At 70.9% G+C, this 20,733-nt stretch carries 20 protein-coding genes; 8 read left to right on the forward strand and 12 right to left on the reverse strand.

All coding sequences use genetic code 11. The features are described 5' to 3' along the window. Positions 1-53: 53 nt before the first annotated feature. From AB0I53_RS06075 to ssd, 8 genes are all read right to left on the reverse strand, one after another. Complete coding sequence (locus AB0I53_RS06075; protein WP_358597208.1) at positions 54-725, reverse strand: bifunctional DNA primase/polymerase; 672 nt, start codon at positions 723-725, stop codon at positions 54-56. A gap of 330 nt (positions 726-1,055) precedes the next feature. Further along, a complete protein-coding gene (locus AB0I53_RS06080; protein WP_358597211.1) occupies positions 1,056-1,403 on the reverse strand; it encodes an Rv3654c family TadE-like protein in 348 nt (115 codons plus the stop codon). Continuing rightward, a complete protein-coding gene (locus tag AB0I53_RS06085) occupies positions 1,400-1,783 on the reverse strand; it encodes a TadE family type IV pilus minor pilin (protein ID WP_358597214.1) in 384 nt (127 codons plus the stop codon). Before AB0I53_RS06085 ends, AB0I53_RS06080 begins: the two co-directional genes overlap by 4 nt. Further along, on the reverse strand, positions 1,783-1,992 hold the full coding sequence (locus AB0I53_RS06090) for a DUF4244 domain-containing protein (protein WP_358597217.1): 210 nt from the start codon (positions 1,990-1,992) through the stop codon (positions 1,783-1,785). Before AB0I53_RS06090 ends, AB0I53_RS06085 begins: the two co-directional genes overlap by 1 nt. Before the next feature lie 34 nt (positions 1,993-2,026). Next, complete coding sequence (locus AB0I53_RS06095; protein ID WP_358597220.1) at positions 2,027-2,728, reverse strand: type II secretion system F family protein; 702 nt, start codon at positions 2,726-2,728, stop codon at positions 2,027-2,029. Further along, the gene (locus tag AB0I53_RS06100) at positions 2,725-3,525 is read right to left on the reverse strand and encodes a type II secretion system F family protein (protein WP_358597223.1); all 801 of its coding nucleotides are present in this window, start codon (positions 3,523-3,525) and stop codon (positions 2,725-2,727) included. Before AB0I53_RS06100 ends, AB0I53_RS06095 begins: the two co-directional genes overlap by 4 nt. Then, a complete protein-coding gene (locus AB0I53_RS06105) occupies positions 3,519-4,688 on the reverse strand; it encodes a TadA family conjugal transfer-associated ATPase (RefSeq protein WP_358597281.1) in 1,170 nt (389 codons plus the stop codon). The genes AB0I53_RS06100 and AB0I53_RS06105 overlap by 7 nt, the downstream gene beginning before the upstream one ends. Before the next feature lie 179 nt (positions 4,689-4,867). Next, the gene (gene ssd / locus AB0I53_RS06110) at positions 4,868-5,953 is read right to left on the reverse strand and encodes a septum site-determining protein Ssd (RefSeq protein ID WP_358597226.1); all 1,086 of its coding nucleotides are present in this window, start codon (positions 5,951-5,953) and stop codon (positions 4,868-4,870) included. A gap of 687 nt (positions 5,954-6,640) precedes the next feature. Between ssd and AB0I53_RS06115 the strand changes: the two genes are divergently transcribed. The 4 genes from AB0I53_RS06115 to AB0I53_RS06130 all read left to right on the forward strand — a co-directional run bounded on the left by AB0I53_RS06115 (position 6,641) and on the right by AB0I53_RS06130 (position 12,793). Beyond that, positions 6,641-7,468, forward strand: a complete 828-nt coding sequence (locus tag AB0I53_RS06115; protein WP_358597229.1) for an HAD-IB family hydrolase — start codon at positions 6,641-6,643, stop codon at positions 7,466-7,468. 519 nt (positions 7,469-7,987) lie between these two features. After that, positions 7,988-9,763 carry a glycoside hydrolase family 3 protein gene (locus AB0I53_RS06120; RefSeq protein ID WP_358597232.1) on the forward strand — a complete coding sequence of 592 codons (1,776 nt, stop codon included), beginning with the start codon at positions 7,988-7,990 and terminating at the stop codon, positions 9,761-9,763. Between the two features lie 32 nt (positions 9,764-9,795). Then, positions 9,796-11,046 carry a DUF1343 domain-containing protein gene (locus tag AB0I53_RS06125; RefSeq protein ID WP_358597234.1) on the forward strand — a complete coding sequence of 417 codons (1,251 nt, stop codon included), beginning with the start codon at positions 9,796-9,798 and terminating at the stop codon, positions 11,044-11,046. Positions 11,047-11,056: 10 nt separating this feature from the next. Beyond that, complete coding sequence (locus AB0I53_RS06130; protein ID WP_358597236.1) at positions 11,057-12,793, forward strand: serine hydrolase domain-containing protein; 1,737 nt, start codon at positions 11,057-11,059, stop codon at positions 12,791-12,793. A gap of 98 nt (positions 12,794-12,891) precedes the next feature. Here the strand turns inward: AB0I53_RS06130 and AB0I53_RS06135 are convergent, their stop codons facing one another. After that, complete coding sequence (locus AB0I53_RS06135; protein WP_358597239.1) at positions 12,892-13,743, reverse strand: MBL fold metallo-hydrolase; 852 nt, start codon at positions 13,741-13,743, stop codon at positions 12,892-12,894. A 64-nt stretch (positions 13,744-13,807) separates the two neighbouring features. Here AB0I53_RS06135 and AB0I53_RS06140 point away from each other — a divergent pair, with 64 nt between their 5' ends. Beyond that, positions 13,808-14,221: a MarR family transcriptional regulator gene (locus tag AB0I53_RS06140; protein WP_358597242.1), complete on the forward strand. Its 414-nt coding sequence runs from the start codon at positions 13,808-13,810 to the stop codon at positions 14,219-14,221. A gap of 89 nt (positions 14,222-14,310) precedes the next feature. Beyond that, positions 14,311-14,703: a PPOX class F420-dependent oxidoreductase gene (locus tag AB0I53_RS06145; RefSeq protein ID WP_358597244.1), complete on the forward strand. Its 393-nt coding sequence runs from the start codon at positions 14,311-14,313 to the stop codon at positions 14,701-14,703. A gap of 51 nt (positions 14,704-14,754) precedes the next feature. Here AB0I53_RS06145 and AB0I53_RS06150 read toward each other — a convergent pair whose 3' ends face one another. Continuing rightward, entirely contained in the window at positions 14,755-16,362 is a 1,608-nt protein-coding gene (locus AB0I53_RS06150; protein ID WP_358597247.1) for a cytosine permease, read from the reverse strand. Positions 16,363-16,611: 249 nt separating this feature from the next. Between AB0I53_RS06150 and AB0I53_RS06155 the strand changes: the two genes are divergently transcribed. After that, positions 16,612-17,532 carry a MurR/RpiR family transcriptional regulator gene (locus AB0I53_RS06155; protein ID WP_358597250.1) on the forward strand — a complete coding sequence of 307 codons (921 nt, stop codon included), beginning with the start codon at positions 16,612-16,614 and terminating at the stop codon, positions 17,530-17,532. Positions 17,533-17,581: 49 nt separating this feature from the next. Next, positions 17,582-18,496: an N-acetylmuramic acid 6-phosphate etherase gene (murQ, locus tag AB0I53_RS06160; RefSeq protein WP_358597254.1), complete on the forward strand. Its 915-nt coding sequence runs from the start codon at positions 17,582-17,584 to the stop codon at positions 18,494-18,496. A gap of 91 nt (positions 18,497-18,587) precedes the next feature. Here murQ and AB0I53_RS06165 read toward each other — a convergent pair whose 3' ends face one another. Next, the gene (locus AB0I53_RS06165) at positions 18,588-19,520 is read right to left on the reverse strand and encodes a nucleoside hydrolase (protein ID WP_358597257.1); all 933 of its coding nucleotides are present in this window, start codon (positions 19,518-19,520) and stop codon (positions 18,588-18,590) included. A 76-nt stretch (positions 19,521-19,596) separates the two neighbouring features. Further along, positions 19,597-20,343: an oxidoreductase gene (locus AB0I53_RS06170; protein WP_358597260.1), complete on the reverse strand. Its 747-nt coding sequence runs from the start codon at positions 20,341-20,343 to the stop codon at positions 19,597-19,599. Positions 20,344-20,733 lie beyond the last annotated feature (390 nt).

The following is a 20,733-nucleotide window of genomic DNA, read 5'->3' on the forward strand; positions in this document are numbered from 1 at the left end:
GAGCCCGGGGCGCGGATGCCGATCCGGTCGACGCCAGCGCGGCCGGCAGGTGGTCACCTGCCCGCTGCGAGAAGTTCCGCCACGTTCTCTGGGTTGCTGTCGTCAAGGATCTCGAGACCCGTGCAGAGCGCGTCCTGCACGAAGTCCGGGGTGGGCAGCTGCCAGGCGCACACCTCCGGCTTGACCCGCCAGTGCACCGCACCGCCAGGGTAGGCCGTCGGGGGCATCGGCACCCAACTTCCGTTGCCGTGCAAGCGGATTCCGCCGTGCTCGGCCAGTTCGGGGTAGAGCTCGCCGCCGCCGGACATCAGGAAGTACCAGCGACCGTCCGGGGTGGCCACGATCGGCACCGGGAAGCCGAGTGCGCGCAGCACCGACGCGGCCCGGTGGCCGAGGTTCGAGTCGACCTCGATGGCGTCGACCGTGGTTCCGGTGGCGACCAGCAGGCCGTAGGGTCGCTCGGTCCACCAGGACGTGACGTCATCCGGGCTGGTTCCGAGACGGTCCTGCCAGTCCCGGTACACCGGCCGCAGGCCGGTCTCCTGGCGTCCGCGACGGCCGGTCCAGCCGTCTCCTTCGGGGTAGGTTCCGGGTAGCACCGGCCAACCGCGCGAGGCGAATCCGATTGCCTGCACGCGAAGTTCGATCCGGCTGCTGGTCAACCCGGCCGGATGGGCCGGGATGCCGCGGAAGGCGCTTTCCCACCTGTCCGCTGACCGTTGCATTTGCTCCGCCTCCTTGTTCCACAGTGGGCGCCGGACCGGCGACTCGGGGGGTGCCTCCGGCAGAACCTTCGGCAGCCGCCTGATTCTCGACCTCGTTGTCGTGAACCTTGGGTCTTGCGCTCACACCACTAATCAACGTCATCCGAACCGGGCGAGTACACCCCCAGTCGACGACCGGTAGCTAAGCCGCGACGAACGCTCCCGCCCGGAACACGTGCACCGAAAGATCATCCTGTTGAACGGCACCAGAACGACCGTTCGGGAGGGTGATCGCCGGGCCACCCGACCGCTCGTCGACCGTTCGTCGCGGCCAGACCGATCGGCCGCCGTTCAGCCGCCTTCCGGCCCGGCACGCGCCCGTGCGCTGGCCTTTCGCCCACCCGGAACGAACGCGGGAAGATCGGCTCGCACCGTCACGAGAGCGTCCCAGCCGTCCATCCGGCACTCCGCGAGCTCGGCTCGCATCCCGCGTGCGACCCGGTTCGCCCGATCACACGCGATCTGCTGCCCGTGCGGCGCGTAAGCCGCGGCGGCCAGCGCGGCGAGATCCGCCGCCCCTTCGGCCCGGTGACGGGCGACGGTGACCGCACCCAGCTGCAGGATGAAGCACAGCAGGACGACCAGCGCCATCGAGAGCACCGCCGAAAGCACGGTAGCGGTTCCCCTGTCACCGCTCATCGCACCACTCCCGGTTCTAGCACCGCCACCGCATGCGCGCTCAGCCAGCGACCGGGCAGGAACTCGCCGGGCAGCGGGGCGCTCACCTCGGTGCTGACCTGATCGCCTTCGACCCGCACCGAAAGCGACGCGCCGCCCGGCGCGATGCGGCCGACCGCCTCGTCCGCGCGGGGCCGGTCGCCGCGTGCCACCAGCCGCGCGGCTTCGATCGCCGCATCGGTGCAGCGGAGCTGGCCGATCAGCGCGCCGATCCCGGTCAGGATCAGCGCGAACACCGCGATCACCGAGCAGATGCCCAATGCCGCCTCGACCGTGACCGCCCCGGCATCGCGGCAGGCCGTTCCGGCGCCGGGCGACGCCGGAACCACCCGCACGGCCATCAGGTATCGCCGCCCTCGAGCCCGCGGGCGATGAGCCCGGCGAGCGCGTCCTTGACCGAATTTCCGGTCACGACGTCGTACAGCAGCGAGGCGAACGCCACCGCGGCGACGGTTCCCATCGCGTATTCGGCGGTGCTCATGCCGCCGTCTCCGCGCAGCAAGGCGCGCAGCCGGCGCGTCGCCGTCCACCGGTTCGACCGGGCACTCATCTCGATCAACCTCCAATTCGGATCCACAATGGATTTACAAGGGCACCGCGAGGCGGTGCATCATGCCGAGCACCACGGGCAGCACACCTAGGCACAGGAACGCGGGCAGGAAGCACAGGCCCAGGGGCGCCGAAATCCACACCGTTGCTCGCTGCGCACGCGCTTCTGCTTGCTCGGCAACCGCGGCTCGCGCGTGGGTTGCGATTTCTCCCGCCACGTCTGCTAGCGCGCTGCCGGTGCGGGCGGTTCGCCGGGCCGCCCGTGCAAGTTCCGCGGTATCCGGGTTCCGCAGTGCCGGTTCCCAGCCGGTTGCGGCATCCGCACCCAGCGCGAGGTGGTCGGCGACCTCGCGCAGCGTTCGGTGCGCCGCCCCGGTGAGTTCGTCGGCCACCGCCCGCACGATCACCGGCACCGGCAGACCAGCGCGCATCCCGGCGGCCAGCAGGTCCCAGCCGGCGGCCAGCGCAAGCGGATCCATCCGGTCGCGGCGCCGGTCCGCGAGCGCCGACCACCGGCGCACGGCGAAGGCGGCGGCCAGCCCCATCGAGATCCCGCCGACCGGGCCCAGCACCTGCACGGCGCCAGCCCCGACCGCCAGCGGCAACGCCCAGACCACAATGGACTGCCTCGGACGCCCACGGGTCAGCGAGCGCGGGCCGAGCGCCCGAAGCCTCGCTCTTGCCGAGCTCGTCGGGACGAGCAGCAGAGCCGCGGCCGCGAGCAGCAGTTCGATCACGGCCGCACCACCGCCCTGGTCAGGCGCAACGTCCAGCCGACCCCGGCGCACAGCAGGGCCACGCCGACCAGCAGGAGCAGTTGCCCGAGCAGCCCGCCGGTCAGGACGGTGATCGGCCCCGCCCCGACGGCTTCGCCGAACAGCAACCCGAAGACCGGCAGCCCGGTGAGCACGGCGGCGGTCGACCGCGGGCCGGCCATCTTCGCCTCGACGTCCCGCCGGAACGCCGTCCGCCGCTCGACGTCGCGGCGCACCGCATCGAGCAAGTCGGCCAGTGCCACGCCGTGCCGCTCCGCCAGTGCCCAGGCCCTGGCCATCCGCCCCTGCGGTTCACGCAGCTCGGCGATCCCGTCGTGCGCTTCGAGAACCGTTGCGACGTCGCCGCCGAGCCGAACCGCGGTCGCCATGTCCTGAAACATCCCGGCTACCGTCGGACCGGCCTCCGCGGCCGCGCCCTCGGCCGCAGCGGCCGGGTGGGCACCAGCGCGCAGCTGTGCCACCAGCAGCCGCAGCCCCGCGGTCAGCTCATCGGCCCGATCCAGTCGATGTCGCCAGTCCCGCTGCGATCGCCAGTACTTCGCGCCGAGCAGCGACAGCGCAACACCCGCGCACGAACCGGCCGGGCCGGCGAAGCCCCAGCCCGCGACGGCGACCGCTGGAATCGCGAGCAGTCGCGCGGCGCCGCGGAACGAGCGCCCGGCAACACGCACCGGCGCGGCGAGGAGCCGGTCGCGGGCCCTGATCTCCGGCCAGCACAGGACGGCCGCGGCAAGCACGACCAGCGCGTGGATCAGCACGGCAACGCACCTCCCCGCGCGGCCAGCAGCGCCGCCAACTCGTCCTTGCCCGGCCCCCAACCGCTGTCGGCCTGCCAGGCCGGGAGCACCTCGACCAGGTCACCGTTCCGCCGCAGCACGCCGATCCCCGCGAGATGCCGGCCGCGCCGAGCGCTCCGGCGAACGTGCAGCACCACCTGCACGGCCGCGGCCAGCTGGCTGTGCAGGGCCGCGCGCGGCAGCCCGCCGAGCGCTGCCAGTGCCTCCATCCGGGCCGGAACTTCTTGCGGCGAGTTGGCGTGCAGCGTGCCGCCGCCCCCGTCGTGGCCGGTGTTCAGCGCCGCCAGCAGCTCGCGCACCTCGCCGCCGCGCACCTCGCCGACGACGAGCCGATCCGGCCGCATGCGCAGCGCCTGGCGGACCAGGTCGCGAACCTGGATCTCCCCGGCTCCCTCGACGTTCGCCGGACGGGTGAGCAGCCGGACCACGTGCGGATGGCGCGGGTAGAGCTCGGCGGCCTCCTCGACGCACACGATGCGCTCGGAATCCACGACCTCGCCCAACATCGCCGCCAGCAACGTCGTCTTGCCGCTGGCCGTGCCGCCGACGACCAGGAAGGCCAGCCTGGTGGCGACAATCTCGCGCAGCACCGCTGCGGTCGGGCCGTCGAAAGCACCGGAACCGCACAGCGCGTCGAGATCGTGCGCTGCCGGGCGCAGCACGCGCAGCGAGATGCAGGTGCCCTCGCCCGCAACCGGCGGAAGCACCGCGTGCAGCCGAACCGGCCCGGACGCGCTCTCCTGCGGCAGCCAGGCGTCGACCCACGGCTGGGCGTCGTCCAGCCTCCGGCCGCTGGCCACCGCGAGCCGCTGCGCGAGGCGGCGCACCGCGTCCTCGTCGGCGAAGCGCACCGCCGCCCGCTGGAGCCCGTCGCCCCGGTCGACCCACACCTTGTTCGGCGCGGTGACGAGCACGTCGGAGACCGCCGGATCGCGCAGCAACGGCTCCAGCACGCCGGCACCGCGGAATTCCTGCTGCACCAGGCGAAGCGCGGCCAGCACGTCGGCGTCGGCGACCAGACCACCCGACTCCTCCCGCACCGCGGACGCGACGGCGGCCGAGGTCAGCGTGGCACCGCTGCCGACCAGCCGGTTGCGCACCCGCTCCAGCAACTCGCCGTCGATCGCATCGGCCACAGTGGACGATTCCGCCGATCCGCCGGCGATCTGATCGATTTCAAGGACGCGACTCGTGGACATGACTCGACTCACTTCCGTTCTGGTGGAGCACCGAAAAGAGCTGATTCACGCACCGCCCGACCGGCGCGTTTTCCAGGCAGACCCGCCCGCGATCTCAGATGCCGTCAACCAGCCACTGTGGACGGTTCTGAACGGCTGAGCGCGCTCAGGACTTCCTGCGCGGCCCGGGCCACCGGGCCCCGCCGCACCAGGCCTGCCGCGGCGAGGCCGCCGCGATCCAGGACGGCCGGCAGGCGCGGCTGCGGCCGCATGACCGTCAGGACCTCCGCGCCCACGGCACGCGCCACGTCCGCCGTGCGCAGCCCGCCCGGCGCGGGCCCCCGGACCACCAGCCGGACGGGACCGGCCGCGTGTTCCCGGATGTTCGCCACCGCGCGAGCCGCCGCCGCGCAGGCTCGCACCTCGGCCGGCACGACGACGACCGCCAGGTCGGCCTGGCGCAGCCCGGCCGCGGCCGCAGCCGGCAGGGTGCGCGGCAGATCGCAGACCACCGTGTCGCCTGCCCGACGACCCGCGCCGAGCACCGCTCGCACCGCCTCCGGTGTCAGCCCGGTCGGCGGTCCGTCGCGGTCGCAGGACAGCACCGTGATCGCGCCGCTGCCGATCCGGCGCTTCGGCAGCGCCCCGTGCAGCGCGCTCGCGGCGAGTCGGCCGGCGTTGACGGCCAGCCCCGACCAGCGCAGGCCGTCGGCCGCCTCCGAACCGACGGCGAGGTCCACCCCGCCGCCGAGCGGATCGCAGTCGACCAGCAGCGACCGTTCTCCGCTGCGCGCGGCGACCACCGCCGTCGCGGTGGCCAGCACGGAGGCTCCGGCCCCACCGCAACCGCCCAACACCGCGAGCACCCGGCCGCCCTGCGCCGGAACGTCGCCGGCATCGGCCAGCAACTCGATGAGGCCCGCCTCGTCAGCGGGCAGTTCGAGCACGTGCTCGGCGCCGATCTCGAACGCGGCACGCCAGAGATCCGGCGTCGGAACCCGGCACAGCACGACGACACCAGGTCTTCGCGGCAGTCCATCGGCAGCGCCGACCGCAGCGGCGTCGAGCAGCACCAGGGGCGCGGTTCGCCAGCTCGGCGCCGCCGGGTTCTCGGCGTGCTCGAGTTCGCCGCCGACCGCCGCGGCCAGCCGCGATACCTCTTCGGCCAGCGCGGAATCCCGCGCGACGAGCAGCGGGCGTGCAGCAGTCATGGCGATGCCTCCGGCAATCGAATGGGATGCGCGCCGAATTGGCGCTCGATAACCAAGGTGGCCGGATCATCGGCCGCTGCCAACCGGCTTTTCCAAATCTGTGGACAAACCGAGGACCTGTGGATAACTCCCATACCCCGAAAGCGCGACAGCGCATCCGAAAAACGGAAAGAATTCGCATTAGCTCCCGCGGATTCGCCCGCGGAGGAGGCCCCGAAAAGGGGACGGCCCCCGCCAGGGGGGAGGGGCGGGGGCCGTCTGCAGTTCAGCTCCGGGGGGTCGAGCTGAACCTGCCCGGTAGCACCGGACTCCTCTCACTCTAGCTCGTAGATCCCCCGCAATGCCCCCCGTCCATTTGAGCGAACGTTCTTGCTCTCAGTGCGCACCGAACCGGTCGGTAGCCGACATTCGAGTCAAGAAAAAACTCCCACTAGACGAAAGCAACGCGCGACACCGCACACAGCGTGAGTTCTCGACGCGCAACGGGCCGCACCCGCCACCGACGGCCGAGACCGTCACCGGCCGGACCTCCGGAACTAGGAAATCCCGGACCGCCGGCGCGACAACGAGCGCGGCGACTAACGGATCGTTTGCGGAAAACGATGTGCAAGGCCACCGCCGGGAATGAAAAATCCTCCGGTAATGCGCGCCCGCAGCTCGCCGAAGCGGGCTCGTATGCTGTGCGGCGTGACAGAGCCCGCGAACCCATCGGCCCACACCGGACGCCGGGTGGCCGCGTTCTTCGACCTGGACAAGACGGTCATCGCCAAGTCGAGCACCCTCGCCTTCAGCCGCCCCTTCTTCCAGGAAGGACTGATCAACCGGCGGGCCGTGCTGAAAAGCGCCTACGCCCAGTTCGTGTTCATGCTGGCCGGCGCCGACGCCGATCAGATGGACCGGATGCGCGCGCACATCACGTCGCTGTGCACCGGCTGGGACGTCGAGCAGGTCAACGCGATCGTCGAGGAAACGCTGCACGACATCGTCGATCCGCTGGTCTACAAGGAAGCGACCCAGCTCATCGCGGAACACCAGGAGCAGGGCCACGACATCGTCGTGCTGTCGGCCTCGGGCGAAGAAGTCGTCGCCCCCATCGCCAAGCTGCTCGGCGCCACGCACTGGTCCGGCACCCGGATGGTCGTGGTCGAAGGCCGCTACACCGGCGAGATCGAGTTCTACTGCTCCGCGGAGAACAAGGCGACCGCCGCCCGCGAACTCTCCGACGAGTACGGCTACGACCTGGCCGAATGCCACGCGTACTCGGACTCCATCACGGATCTGCCGCTGCTGGAGGCCGTCGGGCACCCGACCGTCGTCAACCCCGACCGCGGGCTGCGCAAGGAAGCCGTCCAGCGCAGCTGGCCGACGCTGTCCTTCGAGCACCCGGTGTCGCTGCGCGCCCGGATCCCCACCCCGTCCCGCGCCGCGGTGACCGCGGCCGGCGTCGGCATGGGCGCGGTGGCGGCGGCCGGCGCGGCGTGGTGGGGCCTGCGCGCTTGGCGCCGCCGCCGCTGACGGCGCACCAGCGCGACACCGCACGGCCAGCGGTGATCACCGCCCGGAAACCCATACCGACAGCACGCATCCGAACCCTTGCAGTGACGCGCGTCACCGACTACAAATGGAGGTGCGGACCCTGGTTGGCCAGGGATGTTACGGAGGAGAAGTAACATCCACCCTGATCAGACTCCGCGCGCGAGACCCGGAGCACCCACGCGTCGCCGCACACAAGGCTGGTCGTTCCACGGGGTTGCGTACCGGGACGCCGGACGCCTAGCCCGGAAGTTACGACAAGAGTGCACGCTTGGTAACCCGAGTACTCGCGCAGAGGGGCGGCGGCCCGTCGATCTGATCGACGGGCCGCCGCCGTATCTCTGTCTCTGGCCGGCGACCACGTCCTCCTTCGCGGCACCGTCCGCGCCCACGCCGGTGCGCAGCGTTGACCGGCGCCGAACGTGTGAGTAACTTCCGAAATCGACCGATTTCGTGGTGAACACTTACCGCCCGGCGTTACCCCGCCGCAGGGAGGCCAACGTGAAGACCCGAGCGCGCCGTGCCGCCATCGCGCTGAGCGCCGTCGCCATCGGTGCCGCCGCGCTTACCACCACAGGCGGCACCGCAGCCCCGAAGCAACCACAGTCGCCCGCCGAGCTGCTCAAGCAGATGACGTTGGAGGAGAAGGTCGGGCAGCTGTTCGTCACCTACGCCTACGGCCGCACGGCGGACACCGCGCACCCGCAGAACCAGGCGGAGTTCGGCGTCGACACCCCGGCGCAGGTGGTGCAGAAGTACCACCTCGGCGGCATCATCCACTTCGCCTGGACCGACAGCCTCTACGACCCCAAGCAGATCGCCGAGCTGTCCAACGGCCTGCAGGACGCCGCGGTCAACTCCGGCGCGAAGGTGCCGCTGCTGATCTCCACCGACCAGGAGCAGGGGCAGGTCACCCGGATCCTGGAGCCTGCCACCCAGTTCCCGGGCAACATGGCGCTCGGCGCCACCCGCAGCACCGACGATGCGGGCCGCGCGGCCGCGATCACCGGACAGGAACTGCGGGCGATGGGGCTGAACCAGAACTTCGCGCCGAGCGGCGACGTCAACGTCAACGCGGCGAACCCGGTGATCGGGGTACGGTCGTTCTCCTCCGACCCGGCGCTCGCCGCGCAGCTCACCGCCGCGCAGATCCGCGGCTACGAGGACTCGGCGAAGCCGGGCGAGACGGTGTCGGCCGCGGTCAAGCACTTCCCCGGGCACGGCGACACCAGCCAGGACAGCCACACCTCGCTGCCGGTGATCGAGCACGACCGCCAGCAGTGGGAGCAGCTGGACGCGCCACCGTTCAAGGAGGCGATCGCCGCCGGGACCGACATGGTGATGAGCGGCCACCTCATGGTGCCCAAGCTCGACGACTCCGGTGAGCCGTCGACGCTGGCCCCGAACGTGCTCACCGGAATGCTGCGCGACGAGCTCGGTTTCAAGGGCGTGATCGTCACCGACTCGCTGAAGATGGACGGTGTGCGGGAGAAGCACCCGGACGCCGAGATCCCGGTGCTGGCGCTCAAGGCCGGTGTCGACATCATGCTGATGCCGTTCAACGTGCAGGTCGCCATCGACGGCGTGGTCAACGCGGTGCACAGCGGCGAGCTCACCGAGCAGCGCATCGACCAGAGCGTGGCGCGCATCCTGGCGCTGAAGGCCGCGCGGGGCGTGCTGGACAACCCGTTCGTCGACGTGTCCAAAGTGGACCAGATCGTCGGGACGCCGGAGCACCTCGCCGAGGCGCAGGCCATCACCGACCGCACCACGACCGTGCTGCGCAACGACGGGATGCTGCCGCTGCAGAAGCCGGGATCGATGTTCGTGACCGGTGCCGGCGACAAGGCGACCGCCGCGCTGGCCGACCGGATCAAGGCGCGCGGCCCGCAGGCGTCGGCGCTGGCGACGGGCCTGAAGCCGACGCCGGAACAGATCGGCCAGGCCGTCGAAGAGGCCAAGCGCAACGACGTCACCGTGGTGCTGACCAACGCCGCGTGGAGCGAGGCCAACAAGACTCAGCTCGACCTGGTCCGCGCCCTGCAGCAGACCGGGAAGCCGGTCGTCGCCGTCGCCGTGCGCGACCCGTACGACGCGGCGCACGTCGAGCTGCCCGGCTGGATCGCCACCTACTCGGACAAGGCGGTGGCGATGGAATCGCTGACGAAGGTGCTCTTCGGCGAGATCTCCCCGGTCGGCAAGCTGCCGGTCCCGGTGCCCGACCCGAGTCAGCCCGGCGTCGACAAGTACCCGTTCGGCCACGGCTTGAGCTGGTAGCCGGAACCCTGGTGAACATGGAAAGGGCAGGCATGGGTGGTGTGAATCGACGGGGCTTCCTGACCGCCGCGGCGCTGACGGTGCCCGCGGCGGGCCTCGCGACGAGTTCCGCGTGCGCCGCCCCGCGGTCAACCGACCTCGGCCCCGGCGTCAAGACCGGCGCGGACGTCCTCGCCGCGCGGAACTGGCAGGACATCGCCGGCCGCCGGATCGGGGTGGTGACCAACCCGACCGGCGTGCTCGCGTCGCTGGAGCACGTCGTGGACGTCATGCACGCCAGCGGCGCGGTGGACGTCGTCGCGGTTTTCGGGCCGGAGCACGGATTCCGCGGCACGTCCCAGGCCGGCGGTTCGGAGGGCGACTACCGCGACCCGCGCACCGACCTGCCCGTGTACGACGCGTACGGGGCGGACGCGGCGAAGCTGGCCGAGATGTTCCGCAAGGCCGGCGTCGAGCAGGTCGTGTTCGACATCGCCGACGTGGGCGCCCGCTTCTACACCTACATCTGGACGATGTTCACCGCGATGCAGGCGGCCCACCAGGTCGCAGCGGCGTTCCTGGTGCTGGACCGGCCGAACCCGATCGGCGCCCGGGTGGCCGGCCCGCGGCTGGACCCGCGGTTCGCCTCCGGCGTCGGCCTGCTGCCGATCGTGCAGCAGCACGGCATGACCGTCGGCGAGCTGGCGCGGCTGTTCGACCGCGAATACCTGCCGAGCCCGCTGCAACGGCTCGACGTGATCCGCGTGGAGGGCTGGCGCGGGCGCGTCGCGGACACCGGCCTGCCGTGGGTCCCGCCCAGCCCGAACATGCCGACCCAGGACACCGCGGCGGTCTACCCGGGGACAGGGCTGTTCGAGGGCACCTTGCTGTCCGAAGGCCGCGGCACCACCAGGCCGTTCGAGATCATCGGCGCGCCCGGCATCGACTGGCGGTGGGCGGAGGAGCTCAACGCCGCCGGGCTGCCGGGCCTCCGGTTCCGCGAAACCTACTTCGTGCCGACGTTCTCCAAGCACGCCAACGAAACCTGCGGCGGCGTGCAGGTCTACCGCTCGGGCGAGATCGACTCGATCGGCGCCGCCGTCGCGATGATCGCCACCGCGCGCCGGCTGTACCCGCAGGTCTTCGGCTGGCGACCGGACAACATGATCGACAAGTTGTCCGGCTCGGACCGGCTGCGCACGATGGTCGATGCGGGGGCCGACGTGCCCGAGATCGTCGGCCCCTGGCAGGACGACGTGGCGGACTTCCAACGACAACGCGAGCCGTATCTGCTGTACCGCTGAGGGGGACGCGATGGGCAAGACCATTCTGGCGGCGGTGGCGCTGCTTTCGGTCACCGCGCTTGCGGGATCGGCCACGGCATCGCCCGGCCACGCGCACGGCCACTTCGACCGCCCGCAAGATGGCTTCGCGCCGGCCGACACCCGGTTGTCCGACGGGAGCCCCGAAGAGGTCGGGCTCGATCCCGGCCCGATCGACGCGGCCCTGCGGCAGATCGAGGCCTGGACGAACCAGGCGCCCGGCCGCGAGCACCCGATGTTCGCGGGAGCGGTGAGCCTGCTGACGCACGAGGGCGTGGTGGTGCGCCGCGCGGCGGTGGGGCACGAGCTGCGCTATGCGGACGGCATCGGCACCGAACTGCCTCCCGAACAGCGCGAACCGATGCACCGCGACACGATCTTCGACGTCGCCTCGATCAGCAAGCTGTTCACCTCGATCGCGGTGCTGCAGGCGGTCGACGACGGCAACGTGCGGCTGGACGAGCCGGTGGCCACCTATCTGCCGGAGTTCGGCGTCAACGGCAAGCAGTCGATCATCGTCGAGCAACTGCTCACCCACACCTCCGGGCTGCAGCCCGAGGTGCAACTGTGGAAACTGCCGCCGGAGCAGCGGATTCCGACGGTCATGCAGCTCACCCCGGACCACCAGCCCGGCACCAACTACGCCTACTCCGACCCGAACATGATCACGCTCGGGCTGCTGGTGGAACGCGTCTCGGGCGCCCCGCTGGACCAGGTGGTGGCGGAGCGGATCACCGGGCCGCTGGGCATGACCGACACCGGCTACAACCCGCCCGCCGCGGAGCTGCACCGCATCGCGGCGACGGAGTACGAGACCGAACCGCCGCGCGGCATGGTCCGCGGGCAGGTGCACGACGAGAACGCCTGGTCGCTGGGCGGTGTCGCCGGGCACGCCGGAGTCTTCTCCACCGCCGACGACCTCGCGGTGCTGGGGCAGGCGGTGCTCAACGGCGGAACCTACAGCGGCAACCGCATCCTGTCCGAGGACAGCGTCGAGAAGATGCTGACCGACTTCAACGACGCCTTTCCCGGCAACTCGCACGGTTTGGGCTTCGAGCTCGACCAGCGCTGGTACATGGCCGGGCTCAGCGGGCCTCGGACGGCGGGCCACACCGGCTTCACCGGCACGTCGCTGGTGATCGATCCGACGTCCCGTTCGGTGGCGGTGCTGCTGACCAACCGGGTGCACCCGTCGCGGCAGTGGGGATCGAACAACGCCGCTCGGCAGGCCTTGGCGCAGGGCATGGCCCGCGCCCTAGCCGTGAAACCGGCGCTGGGCTCGGAATCGTGGTTCTCCGAGCACGGCGGGACGTTGACGACGGACGCGTTGGGGCCGGTCAGCGGCCCGACGCAGGTGTCGTTCTACGCGTTCGTGGACACCCAGCGCGACGGCGACGGCACGGACCCGTTGCTCGTGGAGTCCAGTGTGGACGATGCCGGATGGCGGCCGGTGACGCTGCAGGCGTCCGGTCCCGGCGCGCCCGACGAGCCGCAGGGCTCGTTGGCCGGGGCGGGGCATCGGAACTGGTGGAAGGTGCGCGGCACGGTCGACGCGAACGCCGGCCAGCAGCTGCGCCTGCGGTGGCGCTACGCGCCGGACGACAAGTACACCGGGCGCGGCGTGAACGTGGACGGAGTTCACGTGGCCGACCGCGACGCGACCCTGCTGGACGGCGAGCTCGAGGCCGCACGCCTCCACCCCGAAGGCTGGCTCTCCACCAGCCGTTGACGCGGCGTTCAGGAGTTCCAACCTCGGCGCGGATTTCCGGAGGCCTCTCGATTTCAGCAAAATCGGGAGGCCTCCGAATTCGCTGCCGGGCCTGGGCGTTATGGCAGGGGCGCCCAGCGGGCGGTGCCGGATTCGGTGGTGACCCGGCCGAACTGGACGTCCGCGAAGTGGATGCCGAAGCCGAGCGTGTCCGGCTCGCGGAGCTCGCGCAGCAGGTCCTGCCGGGACCTGATCGCCGCGTCGCGGTCGACGTCCGCCCACACCGGCCAGGTCGGGTTCTCGATCTGCACCGCGCTGTGCAGCGCGTCGCCCATGACGATCAGGCGCCGGCTTCCCGAGGAGATCGCGTACGAGGCGTGGCCCGGCGTGTGGCCGAAGGTGGTCCGCACCCGCACGCCCGGGAAGATCTCCTGTCCATCGTGGACGGTTTCCACCTGCTCGCCCAGCCGGTCCAGCATCTCTTCCGTGACGTCCGGGGCGTGCTGGTCGCGGTGCTCCCACTCGCGCTCGGACAGCAGCACTCGCGCCTTCGGGAAGGCGCCGTGGTGCGCCCAGCCGATGTGGTCGGTGTGCAGGTGGGTGATCGCGACGGCTTCGATCTCGTCTGGTTCGCGGCCCAGCTCGGCCAGGTTGTCCAGCAGGTCGCGGCCGTGGATGGCGCCGATGACCGGGTTCGCCGGATCGTCCGGGGAACCCGTCGGCCCGTAGCCCGCGTCGATCAGCATCGCCCGCGAACCGCGTTCGACGAGCAGCCCGCCGATGCTGGCGACCAGCTGCCCGGCTTCGTCGAGGTGCTGCGCGTGTTCGCGCCAATCGTCTTCGGTCGTCTCCGGGAACCAGCCGCGCGGCTTTAGGCCCACGACGCCGTCCGGGACGTAGCTGACGCGCAGGTCACCGAGGTCGATCGAGCGGATTCCGGCCACGGCGTTCCAGCGTTGTGCATCGTTCATGGCACGTGAACTTACAACTTGAATTATTAAAGTTGCAACAGTTCTAGCTTGCTAGACTCTCCGCATGGACGAGTCGATGGCCGCGCGCGAACTCTGCAGCCTGATCAGCGAGCTCGCGCACAACATCGACGAGCACGTGCGCGGCTGCGTCGCCGACACCGACCTCACCGCGCCCCAGGCGATCGCGCTGCGCGAGCTGAGCGAGCCGCTGACCATGCGCGAGCTCGCCGACCGGATGCACTGCGCGACGTCGAACGTGACCTTCGTGGTCGACCGGCTGGAGAACCAGGGCCTGGTCACCCGGCAGCCGCACCCCCGCGACCGCCGCGCCAAGCAACTCACCCTGACCACCGAAGGCGAGCGGCAGCGCGCGAACATCATCGACCGCTTCTCGGTGAACACCCCGCTGGCCGGGCTCACCCAAGCGGAACAGCAAGCCCTGCACGGCCTCCTCCGCCGAGCCCTCGCCGACCGCTGACCCGCCCCGTTCGGGAACCGTTCGAGTCGCGTGGCGCATCGCGGGCGGGCAGGGTCGGACCGCAGCCCAAATCGTTGGAGGGAGTCGAAGTGTCGGCGATTCCGCAGGACCGCGAGGAAATCCTGAACAAGCGCGCTTTCGCCCACGTGGCCACCATCGGGCCCAACGGCGAACCGCAGTCCAGTCCGGTGTGGATCGACTGGGACGGCCGGTACCTGAAGTTCAGCCAGACCAAGACGCGGCAGAAGTACCGGAACCTCAAGCGGGAGCCGCGCATCGCCATCTCCGTGCACGACCCGGACCAGCCCTACCAGTACGTGGAGGTGCGGGGCAAGGTCGCCAAGATCGAGGACGACCCGAACCGCGCGTTCATCAACAAGATGGCGAAGAAGTACCTCGACGAGGACGAGTACCCGTGGCCCCAGCCCGGCGAGGAGCGCGTGGTGGTCTACGTCGAACCGGAGCACTCGACGAAGCAGTGACGGCACGGCCGCGTGAAGGGCGCCTTTGCCGAAAGGCGCCCTTCACGTCGTTCACGTCGCCGGGAGGACGTGGGTGCCGGTGCGGTCCGTGGTCAGGCAGAGGGAGCAGATGATCGTGTCCGGGACTGCGGAGGCCAGGACGTCCGGGCGCTCGAAGGTCTGATCGCAGACGTCGCAGGCGTAGGCGGTGTCGACCGGGGTGCCGTCGGCGTCGAAGCGCGGTTCTGCGATGCCGTCGTCGGTGCGCCGCAGGTAGTAGCGGCCCCGGGTGACGGCCGCCAGCAGCGGCGTCAGCACCGCCGCGATGGCCACCGCCGCGATCGGCGAGTACGGCTGGATCGCGGCGCCGAACGCGCCGAAGTACATCGCGATCGAGATGCCCGCCGACGCCAGGAACGCCACCACCCCCACCGGGTTCACCGCGTAGAGCATGCCGCGCCGGAACTCCGGCTCCTTCGGCGACAGCCCCAGCACGTACTTGTTGATCAGGATGTCGGTGGCCACCGTGACCACCCACGCGATCGCGCAGTTCGCGTAGAAGCTGAGCACCGAGTTCAGGAAGGCGAACATGTTCGCCTCCATCAGGACCAGCGCCACCAGCAGGTTCAGCAGCACGAACACGATCCGGCCCGGGTACCGCCTGGTGATCCGGGTGAAGGAGTTCGTCCAGGTCAGCGAGCCGGAGTAGGCGTTGGTGACGTTGATCTTCACCTGGCTGAGCACCACCAGCACCACCGCCAGCGGAATCGCCAGCCAGGCAGGCAGGAACAGCTCGTAGATGCCCATGAACTGCTGCACCGGCTCGGTGGCCGCCGCGCCCGCCACGCCCATGATGAAGAACGCCAGGAACGCCCCGGTGGCCTGCTTGACCGCGCCGAACACGACCCAGCCCGGGCCCGCCACCAGCATCGAAGCCCACCAGGACCGCTTGTTCGCGGCGGTGCGCGGCGGCATGAAGCGCAGGTAGTCGATCTGCTCGCCGATCTGCGCCATCAGCGACAGCGCCACCCCGGCGCCGAGCATCACCGACGCGGCGTTGAGCCCGCCGCCTTCCGCCCCGCCGAACGCCAGCCAGGAACTCACCGAGCCCGGGTCGACGACCACCAGGTAGCCGATCGGGCCGACCATCAGCAGCAGCCACAGCGGCGTCGTCCACACCTGCAGCTTGCTCAGCGCCTTCATGCCGTAGATGACCAGCGGCACCACGACCAGCGTCGTGATCAGGTAGCCGAGCCACAGCGGCACCCCGAGCCCGACCTTCAGGCCCTGCGCCATGATCGCGCCCTCGGTGGCGAAGAAGATGAAGGTGAAGCTGCCGAAGATCACGCTGGTCAGCACCGAGCCGTAGTAGCCGAAGCCAGCGCCGCGGGTGATCAGGTCGAGGTCGATGTTGTAGCGCGCCCCGTAGTACGCCAGCGGCAACCCGGTGACGAAGATGATCACGGCCGCGACCAGGATCGCGACCAGCGCGTTGAGCGTCCCGTAGCTGAGCCCGATGCCCGCGCCGATGGAGAAGTCGGCGAGGTAGGCGATGCCGCCCAGCGCCGTCGTCGCCACCACGCCCGGCTTCCACCGGCGGTAGCTGCGCGGGGCGAACCGGAGGGTGTAGTCCTCCAGCGTCTCCCGCGCCGCCTGGTCCTTCGTCTCCGTCACGACCATCCGCTGCCTCCCGTCGAACGCACGAGCGGTGGGCAGTGTTGAGCACGGATGTTTCGATCAAGGGCAGGGTGCGTTTCCGGGGCATGACGCCGGGCGTGAATCGCATCGTCGCAGCGTCGGACCGGGAATTACCCCTTTCGGAGTAGTTGGGTCCGGGGGCAACCTGGGTATGAGTTTGCCGCGTCTTCCGCGCGGAAACCCAGAAGAGGCCCATTGACCTGCACAAGTAATGGTTAGTAAGTTTCCCACATGGTCGCTGACGACACGTTCCGCGAATCGGGCGAGTCGAGCCCGCTCGTCAAGATTCGCTCCCTGCTGCCCGGCCTGGCCCGGGCCGAGCAGCGCGTGGCCAACATCGTGCTCGCCGACCCGGCTTCGATAGCCCGGCGCAGCATCACCGAGGTCGCCGAGGCCGCGGGCACCAGCGAAACCACCGTCACCCGCTTCTGCAAGGCGATCGGCGTCGGCGGCTACCCGGACCTGCGCATCGCGCTGGCCGCCGACACGGCGCGCACGTCCACCCGGGACCGCAAGCTGGGCAGCGACATCGCCCCGGACGACGATCTCGGGCAGATCATCGAGAAGGTCGGTTACGCCGACGCGAAGGCGGTCGAGGAGACCGCCGGGCAGCTGGACGCCGCGATCCTGGAAAGGCTCGTCGACGACGTCGCCACCGCCCGCCGCATCGACGTCTACGGCGTCGGCGCCAGCGCGTTCGTCGCGCTCGACCTGCAGCAGAAGCTGCACCGCATCGGCCTGACCTGCTTCGCCTGGGCCGACACGCACAACGCGCTGACCTCGGCCGCGGTGCTGCGGGAAGGCGATGTCGCCATCGGCATCTCGCACACCGGCGCCACCACCGAGACCGTCGAGGCGCTGCGCGAAGCGCGGCGGCGCGGGGCGACCACCGCGGCGCTGACGAACTTCGCCCGCTCGCCCATCACCGAGGTCGCCGACCGCGTGCTGACCACCGCAGTGCGCGAGACCACCTACCGCTCCGGCGCCATGGCCAGCCGCATCGGGCAGCTGACCGTCATCGACTGCCTTTTCATCGGTGTCGCGCAGCGCCACCTCGACCAGGCGAAGGCCGCGCTGGAGGCCACTTACGAAGCGGTCGGTGGCCACCGCCTCGACAGCCGCCCGGATCGCCGGCGGCAGAAGGAGACGTGATGCGCGAACCGCACCCCGACCTGGTGTTCCCGCAACTGCCGCAGGAGGCGTGATGAGCCGGGACCGCGCGGTCCGCGTGGACGCTCCCACCGAGCGCAACAACCCCAGGACCAGGGACATCGACCTGCTGCCGACCCTGGACATCCTGCGCGTGCTCAACGGCGAGGACCGGACGGTGCCGGTGGCGGTCGGCCAGGTGCTGCCCGAACTGGCCCGCGCGGTCGACATGGCCGTCGCGGCGCTGCGCGCGGGCGGCCGCGTGCACTACGTCGGCGCGGGCACCTCCGGGCGGCTCGCGGTGCTGGACGCCGCCGAGCTGATCCCGACCTTCAACGTGCCGCCGAACTGGGTCATCGCGCACCAGGCGGGCGGCCCCGAGGCGTTCCGGCACGCCGTGGAGAACGCCGAGGACGACGTCGATTCCGGCGCCGCCGCCATCCGGGAGCACGCCAGCGGGCTCGACTTCGTCGTCGGGCTGGCCGCGTCCGGGCGCACCCCGTACGTGCTGGGCGCGTTGGACGCCGCGCGGCAGATCGGGGCGGGGACCGCGCTGGTGACGTCGAACCCGGACGTCGGGCCGGTGCCGGCCGACGTGGTGATCGCGGTGGACACCGGGCCGGAACCGATCAGCGGGTCGACGCGGATGAAGGCGGGCACCGCGCAGAAGCTGGTGCTGACCTCGTTCTCCACCGCGGTGATGATCCGGATGGGCCGGACCTACTCGAACCTGATGGTCAGCATGCTCGCCACCAACGCGAAGCTGCGCGGCCGCACCATCGGCATCCTGCAGGAGGCGACCGGCGCGTCGGAAGAGGTGTGCTCGACGGCGCTCACGGCGGCGGACGGAGACCTCAAGACTGCGTTGGTGCACCTGCTCACCGGCGTCGACATCGAGCGGGCCGCAGCGGCGCTGGCGGTCTCCGACGGCCACGTCCGCGACGCCCTCCGCGCCGTGGCGGACTGACCGCGGCGACGTTCTCGCAGGTCCGGTGCCGTGAGTCCTTTGGGTCGCTATAGCAGCCCAAAAGACTCACGGCCCCGCGACCAGCGGGCGGTCAGCCCGGGAGGTTGGCGGCGACGTTGCGGTAGGCGTCGGCGACCAGGCTCCAGAAGCCTTCCGCGTCGAGGGTGGTGGCGACGTCGGCGTTGTGCGCCTCGGCCGGGGCCTTGAAGTCCGTGACCGTCATGCCGGAGGTGAACCGGCCCTGCGTTTCGACGTCGACGCGGGCCGACACCGTCTGGAACAGCCCCGGGTCGATCACGTAGGCGACCGCGCACGCGTCGTGGATCGCCGGGCCCACGTCCTGGTAGCTGATGTGGCTGCCGTAGAAGTCCAGGCACGGGGTGATCAGCTCGGACTCCAGCCGGCCGAGGCCGGCGAACCGCGAGCGCACCGCGGCGGTCGCCCGCGCCTGGTAGGTCAGGTCCAGCCCGATCATCACCGTCCGCCAGGGCGCGTTGAACGCGACGGCCGCGCCCTCAGGATCGGCGAGGATGTTGAACTCGGCGGCCGGGTTGGTGTTGCCGCGGGTGTACGAACCGCCCATGATGACGAACTCCGCCGCCCACTCGGCGATCCGCGGCTCCTTGCGCAGCGCGAGCGCGATGTTGGTCAGCGGCCCGACCGCGGTCAGGCTGATCTCGCCCGGCGCGGCGGCGAGGGTGTCGATGATGAAGTCGACGGCGTGCCGGCCGCTGAGCTCCGACTTCGGTTCGGGCAGCACCACGCCGCCGAGACCGGTGTTGCCGTGCACGTCGCCGGCGGTCCGCGGCTCGCGCACCAGCGGCCGCCCGGCGCCGCGCGAGACCGGGGCGTCCATGCCGTAGAAGTCGTGCAGCCGCAGGGCGTTGTCGGTGGTGTGCTCCAGTTCGACGTTGCCGCCGACGGTCGTCACGCCGACCACGTCCAGCTCCGGGCTCCCGTGCGCCAGCGCCAACGCCAGCGCGTCGTCGATGCCCGGATCGCAGTCGATCAAAATCTTCTTCACGCCCAGCCCCTTTTCTCACGGTGAAGGGCACCCGCGCCGTTCACGGGTGCCCTTCGCCTCTCGCCCTTGCGGGAAGTCAGCCCTCCTGGACCGCGTCGGCGATCGACTTCGCCTCGCGCGCCCCGGTCTCCAACGCCTTGCAGCAGTACACGATCCAGGCCGCGACCGCGTCGATCTCGCCGGTGGCGAAGCCGAGGGCCAGCTCGGCGTACTCCTCCTGCCGCCGGAAGTACGCGACCTCGGGAACCACCAGGCCCTTCGGGTCCAGCCCGCTGCCGATCACGCTCAGCCGCGCCGCGGCCCGCGCGATCACGCCGTCGGCGGTGCCGAACGGCTGCAGCGCGAGGAGTTCGCCGTGCACGACGGCGGCCAGCACCGGGCCCGGGCCCTGCGCCTCCGGGTCGGTGATGATCTCGGCGAGCAGGTCGAGCCGCTCGGCGATCACCGGGTCGGGCTGCGGGCGGCCGAGCCGGTCCGGGTCGTCGATCAGGTCCGCGGCCGCGAGCACGTGCATCCGGGCCAGCGCCTGCCGCGGCGCGCGCTGCCAGGTGGGCAGCAGCGTGCCCATCGCCTCGGCGATCCGCAGCGAGCCGGCCAGCAGCGGGTCGGTGACCTCGCCGGACTCCGGGATCTCGGCCGCGCCGCCCGCGACGGCCGCCGACGCGCGGGCCGCCCGGACCGATGCCTCGGCCGCGGTGGCGGGCCAGCCGCGCCGGTTGGCCGGGTGCCGGTGCACCTCGTCGATCGCCGCGCGGGCGGCGGTCACGGCGTCGGCGACGCCGTCCAGCTCCAGCAGCGGTACCAGCGATGGCTTCTCGTTCACGCCCGACGACGCTACCGGCAGGCCTTCACCCCATCGCCCGCTCGTACTGCGACATGTGACACAGTGGCCGCGCTGCCGCCCTGCGTAATGCGGCGATTTCGGACCGTACCGCCGGGATTGGTCTGAACCATTTGGACGAACCCTCTGTTGCAGTGAGCCCGATCGCATTACGGTTCCCATAGCACTGACATCCCCATCACCAGGGAGGTTCTCGGCAATGACCCAGCCCGACGGGCAGAGCAACACGCTCGACAACCTGCTCACCGAAAGCAGGGCATTCCCGCCGTCCCAGGAATTCGCGGCGCAGGCCAACGCCACGTCGGCGCTGTACGAGCAGGCCTCGGCTGATCGGGAGGCGTTCTGGGCGAAGCAAGCCGAGCGGCTGGCCTG

It is taken from the genome of Saccharopolyspora sp. NPDC050389 (genome assembly GCF_040655595.1).
GTDB lineage: Bacteria > Actinomycetota > Actinomycetes > Mycobacteriales > Pseudonocardiaceae > Saccharopolyspora.

Excerpts from the sequence above, each read along its gene's own strand:
- AB0I53_RS06075 (WP_358597208.1), bottom strand. The coding sequence starts at position 725 with ATGCAACGGTCAGCGGACAGGTGGGAAAGCGCCTTCCGCGGCATCCCG.
- AB0I53_RS06080 (WP_358597211.1), bottom strand. The coding sequence starts at position 1,403 with ATGAGCGGTGACAGGGGAACCGCTACCGTGCTTTCGGCGGTGCTCTCG.
- AB0I53_RS06085 (WP_358597214.1), bottom strand. The coding sequence starts at position 1,783 with ATGGCCGTGCGGGTGGTTCCGGCGTCGCCCGGCGCCGGAACGGCCTGC.
- AB0I53_RS06090 (WP_358597217.1), bottom strand. The coding sequence starts at position 1,992 with ATGAGTGCCCGGTCGAACCGGTGGACGGCGACGCGCCGGCTGCGCGCC.
- ssd (WP_358597226.1), bottom strand. The coding sequence starts at position 5,953 with ATGACTGCTGCACGCCCGCTGCTCGTCGCGCGGGATTCCGCGCTGGCC.
- AB0I53_RS06125 (WP_358597234.1), top strand. The coding sequence starts at position 9,796 with ATGGGTGGTGTGAATCGACGGGGCTTCCTGACCGCCGCGGCGCTGACG.
- AB0I53_RS06130 (WP_358597236.1), top strand. The coding sequence starts at position 11,057 with ATGGGCAAGACCATTCTGGCGGCGGTGGCGCTGCTTTCGGTCACCGCG.
- AB0I53_RS06135 (WP_358597239.1), bottom strand. The coding sequence starts at position 13,743 with ATGAACGATGCACAACGCTGGAACGCCGTGGCCGGAATCCGCTCGATC.
- AB0I53_RS06140 (WP_358597242.1), top strand. The coding sequence starts at position 13,808 with ATGGACGAGTCGATGGCCGCGCGCGAACTCTGCAGCCTGATCAGCGAG.
- AB0I53_RS06150 (WP_358597247.1), bottom strand. The coding sequence starts at position 16,362 with ATGGTCGTGACGGAGACGAAGGACCAGGCGGCGCGGGAGACGCTGGAG.
- AB0I53_RS06155 (WP_358597250.1), top strand. The coding sequence starts at position 16,612 with ATGGTCGCTGACGACACGTTCCGCGAATCGGGCGAGTCGAGCCCGCTC.